Below are 3,997 nucleotides of genomic sequence, written 5' to 3'. Positions count from 1 at the left end.
ACGTTGATATGAAAAAACAGCCGCGTCAGAACAGCTTTGAAGACCAACCCAGCTTTTTACGTAACGTATTGTAATAATTATAGTCTTTGGGGTGAATGAGTTTGAGTGTGGCGGGGCTTTTGTAAATATGGACCTCATCGCCCGGATTCACTGGCAAAGAAACTTGCCCATCACAACTGACTTCCAGTGTGCCGCGGTTATCGGGAGACACTAATAATTTAATCCGGCGATTACCATCTACCACCAAAGGCCGGCTTGATAGGGTATGGGGGAACATAGGGACTAAAGAAATAGCGTTGAGGCTGGGGGATAAGATGGGGCCGCCACCTGATAAGCTATAGGCTGTTGATCCCGTCGGCGTTGAAATAATGATCCCATCTGAGCGCTGCGAAAAGGCGAAATGCTCGTTAATATAGACCTCAAACTCAATCATGTGAGCCACTTGCCCTGGGTGTAAAACGGCCTCGTTGAGCGAAGCATTATGGCTTTTAACCTGATCGTGACGATGGATCTCTGTCTCAAGCAAAAAGCGGTCTTCTTCCATGTAGTCGCCACTTAAAACGGCGTCTAGGGCATTTTCAAAGGCATCGGGATCCAGGTCAGTCAAAAAGCCTAAATTACCGCGGTTTACACCAATCACTTTTATATCGCTTCGTGACAGTACGCGGGCGGCGCCGAGCATATTACCGTCGCCACCGATAACGATCGCGAGATCAGCGTGCTGACCAATATTAACCAAATCCAGATAGTGCGCGTCGGGTAGCCCTAAATTGGTACTCAAGCGTGTATCAATGCACACCTCGTAACCGCGCTCGGTGAGCCAATGATAAAGGCCGATGTGTGTATTCACCGCGTCTGGGTTGCGAGGTTTACCAATTAAAGCAATGCGCTGGAATGGTGTCGACATAATCAGGATCCCATCGTTATTTGTGCCCAGTATAACGCGGTAAAAAAAGGATTGTCGTGATTTGCGTTATGTGGGCGGTTGAATCATAAAGATTCATCCCCATAATACTTCCACAATCAAGTTAAACAGTCCCAGTGCGCGCTGGGCAATGCCATTTGTGTCGGAGTGATCATGAGCGAAGAACAGAAAGTTAAGCAAGAGCAAGAAGCGATGAAAGATGCGCAAGCTGCTGAAGGCAAAGATGCAGAGCAGACGGTTGAGCAACAGGCAAGCGGTAGTGCAGACATTGAGCAAGAGGAAACCGAAGCCATGATTGCACGCATTACAGAGTTAGAAGCAGCACTTGAAGCCAGTGAAGCCAAAGTGCAAGAGCAACAAGACAGTGTGCTTCGTGCCCGTGCTGACGTAGACAATATGCGTCGTCGCTCAGAGCAAGAAGTAGAGAAAGCGCGAAAGTTTGCACTGGAGAAGTTTGCCAGTGAGTTGCTGCCCGTTATCGACAACCTTGAGCGTGCTGTCGAGATGGCGGATAAGGAAGATGAATCGATCAAGCCCWTGGTTGAAGGGGTAGAGCTGACGCTAAAAACCATGATGGATACCATTGATAAGTTTGGTTTGAAAGCGATTGACCCACAAGGACAACCTTTTAACCCTGAGCTTCACCAAGCGATGACGATCCAAGAAAGTACTGAACATGAGCCAAACACCGTGATGATGGTGATGCAAAAAGGCTATGAGTTAAATGGTCGCGTGGTACGTCCAGCGATGGTGATGGTATCGAAAGCCGCACAAGGCAACGTCGACGAAAAAGCGTGATTTTAATAAGGGCATAGCATCAATAGTTAATTTGTTACTCCGCTTGTGATACGTGAGTGACGAACACGGATTTTTTTGCTGCTAGCCCTTGAAAAGTGTCGTGCTGCCCTTATTTAAACGGCAGCAACAAATAAAAATTTGCGGTGAGGGGGTTGAACCTCTCACAGTTACCCCCACATAAAGGGTAACGAACTACAGCCACAGAACGAATTTCGGAGAGCACCAGATGGGTAAAATCATTGGTATTGACTTGGGTACAACCAACTCATGTGTCGCCGTGCTAGACGGTGAAAAAACGCGCGTAATTGAAAACGCAGAAGGTGATCGTACAACGCCATCCGTTATCGCTTACACACAAGATGGTGAAACACTTGTCGGCCAGCCTGCGAAGCGCCAGGCAGTGACAAACCCAGAAAACACCCTATACGCGATTAAGCGTCTGATCGGTCGCCGCTTCGAAGATGAAGAAGTACAGCGTGACATCAGTATCATGCCTTTCAAAATTGTGAAGGCAGATAACGGTGATGCTTGGGTTGAAGCGAAAGGCCAAAAAATGGCCGCGCCACAAGTGTCAGCTGAAGTGTTGAAGAAAATGAAGAAAACCGCTGAAGACTTCCTCGGCGAAGAAGTGACTGGCGCGGTAATCACTGTTCCTGCTTACTTTAATGACTCTCAGCGTCAAGCGACTAAGGATGCTGGTCGTATTGCGGGACTAGAAGTTAAACGTATTATTAACGAGCCTACAGCGGCAGCATTGGCTTATGGCCTTGATAAGAAAGGTGGCGATCGCACTATCGCGGTTTATGACCTGGGTGGTGGTACGTTCGATATCTCTATCATCGAAATTGATGAAGTCGATGGTGAGCAAACCTTCGAAGTACTGGCAACCAACGGTGACACCCACTTGGGTGGTGAAGACTTCGATAACCGTTTGATCACCTACTTGGTCGACGAATTTAAGAAAGAGCAAGGCATCGATCTGCGTCAAGACCCGCTCGCGATGCAGCGTGTCAAAGAAGCGGCTGAGAAAGCGAAGATTGAACTGTCTTCTGCGCAGCAAACAGACGTGAACTTGCCTTATGTGACTGCGGACGCAACCGGTCCTAAGCACATGAACATCAAGATTACTCGTGCCAAGCTGGAATCACTGGTTGAAGATCTGGTTCAACGTTCACTCGAACCAATGAAAGTGGCCCTGGCTGACGCCGAGCTGTCTGTTGATGAAATCACGGATGTTATCTTGGTCGGTGGTCAAACCCGCATGCCGATGGTTCAGTCAAAAGTTGCAGAGTACTTCGGTAAGGATGCACGTAAGGACGTGAACCCGGATGAAGCCGTTGCAATGGGCGCGGCTGCACAGGGTGGTGTACTGTCTGGCGATGTTAAAGACGTACTATTGCTTGACGTTACGCCACTATCGCTAGGTATCGAAACCATGGGCGGTGTGATGACCAAGCTGATTGAGAAAAACACGACGATTCCAACTAAGGCGAATCAAGTGTTCTCAACCGCTGAAGACAACCAAAGCGCGGTAACGATTCATGTGATCCAAGGTGAGCGTAAGCAAGCCATGCACAACAAATCACTGGGTCAGTTTAACCTAGAAGGTATTCAGCCAGCGCCACGTGGCACGCCGCAAATTGAAGTGACTTTCGACTTGAACGCGGATGGTATTTTGAACGTGTCTGCGGCTGATAAGCAAACCGGTCAAGAGCAGAAGATCACCATCCAAGCGTCTGGTGGCCTAAGCGATGAAGACGTTGAGAAAATGGTACAAGAAGCAGAAGCTAACAAAGAAGCGGACAAAAAGTTCGAAGAGTTAGTCACTGCCCGTAACCAAGCTGATCAGCTCATTCATGGTACACGCAAGCAAATGGACGAAGCGGGTGACAAGTTGCCTGCTGAAGACAAAGAGAAGATCGAAACAGCTATCTCTGAGCTGGAAACCGCACGCAACGGTGAAGATAAAGAAGACATCGATGCGAAGGTTCAAGCACTGGTTGCGGCTTCATCAAAACTGATGGAAATTGCCCAGCAGCAAGCTCAAAATGAGCAGGCGCAGCAAGACGCCGGTGCCGATTCAGCAAAACAAGACGACGACGTTGTTGATGCTGAGTTCGAAGAAGTTAAAGACGACGACAAGAAATAAGCGAAAGCACTGTCGTTAATAAGCACGGGCGTAGGGGAGCGATCTCCTTCGCCCGTCGTTTTATCAAACAGTGATTTGAACGTCTTTGTTTTGTTGACGTAAACAGGTGCAGTCAGACCATGTCT

General features: G+C 48.4%; 3 protein-coding genes. 2 read left to right on the top strand and 1 reads right to left on the bottom strand.

Annotated features, from left to right (window positions below; translation table 11 throughout):
- Positions 1-25 precede the first annotated feature (25 nt).
- Entirely contained in the window at positions 26-907 is an 882-nt protein-coding gene (nadK, locus tag BZG79_RS12585) for an NAD(+) kinase (protein WP_077461837.1), read from the bottom strand.
- Positions 908-1,078: 171 nt separating this feature from the next.
- On the opposite strand from nadK, the gene grpE reads away from it, so the two are divergent.
- Positions 1,079-1,723: a nucleotide exchange factor GrpE gene (gene grpE / locus BZG79_RS12580; protein WP_077774550.1), complete on the top strand. Its 645-nt coding sequence runs from the start codon at positions 1,079-1,081 to the stop codon at positions 1,721-1,723.
- A 226-nt stretch (positions 1,724-1,949) separates the two neighbouring features.
- Positions 1,950-3,872 carry a molecular chaperone DnaK gene (gene dnaK, locus BZG79_RS12575; protein ID WP_021024340.1) on the top strand — a complete coding sequence of 641 codons (1,923 nt, stop codon included), beginning with the start codon at positions 1,950-1,952 and terminating at the stop codon, positions 3,870-3,872.
- The last annotated feature ends 125 nt before the right edge of the window (positions 3,873-3,997 follow it).

The organism is Salinivibrio sp. MA427 (assembly GCF_001996115.1).
GTDB classification, from domain to species: domain Bacteria; phylum Pseudomonadota; class Gammaproteobacteria; order Enterobacterales; family Vibrionaceae; genus Salinivibrio; species Salinivibrio costicola.
Note: the sequence above shows the minus strand (reverse complement) of the source record. Positions and strands in the feature narration are given on the sequence as shown.

Coding starts and splice junctions, on each gene's coding strand:
- nadK (WP_077461837.1), bottom strand. CDS start 907: ATGTCGACACCATTCCAGCGCATTGCTTTAATTGGTAAACCTCGCAAC.
- dnaK (WP_021024340.1), top strand. CDS start 1,950: ATGGGTAAAATCATTGGTATTGACTTGGGTACAACCAACTCATGTGTC.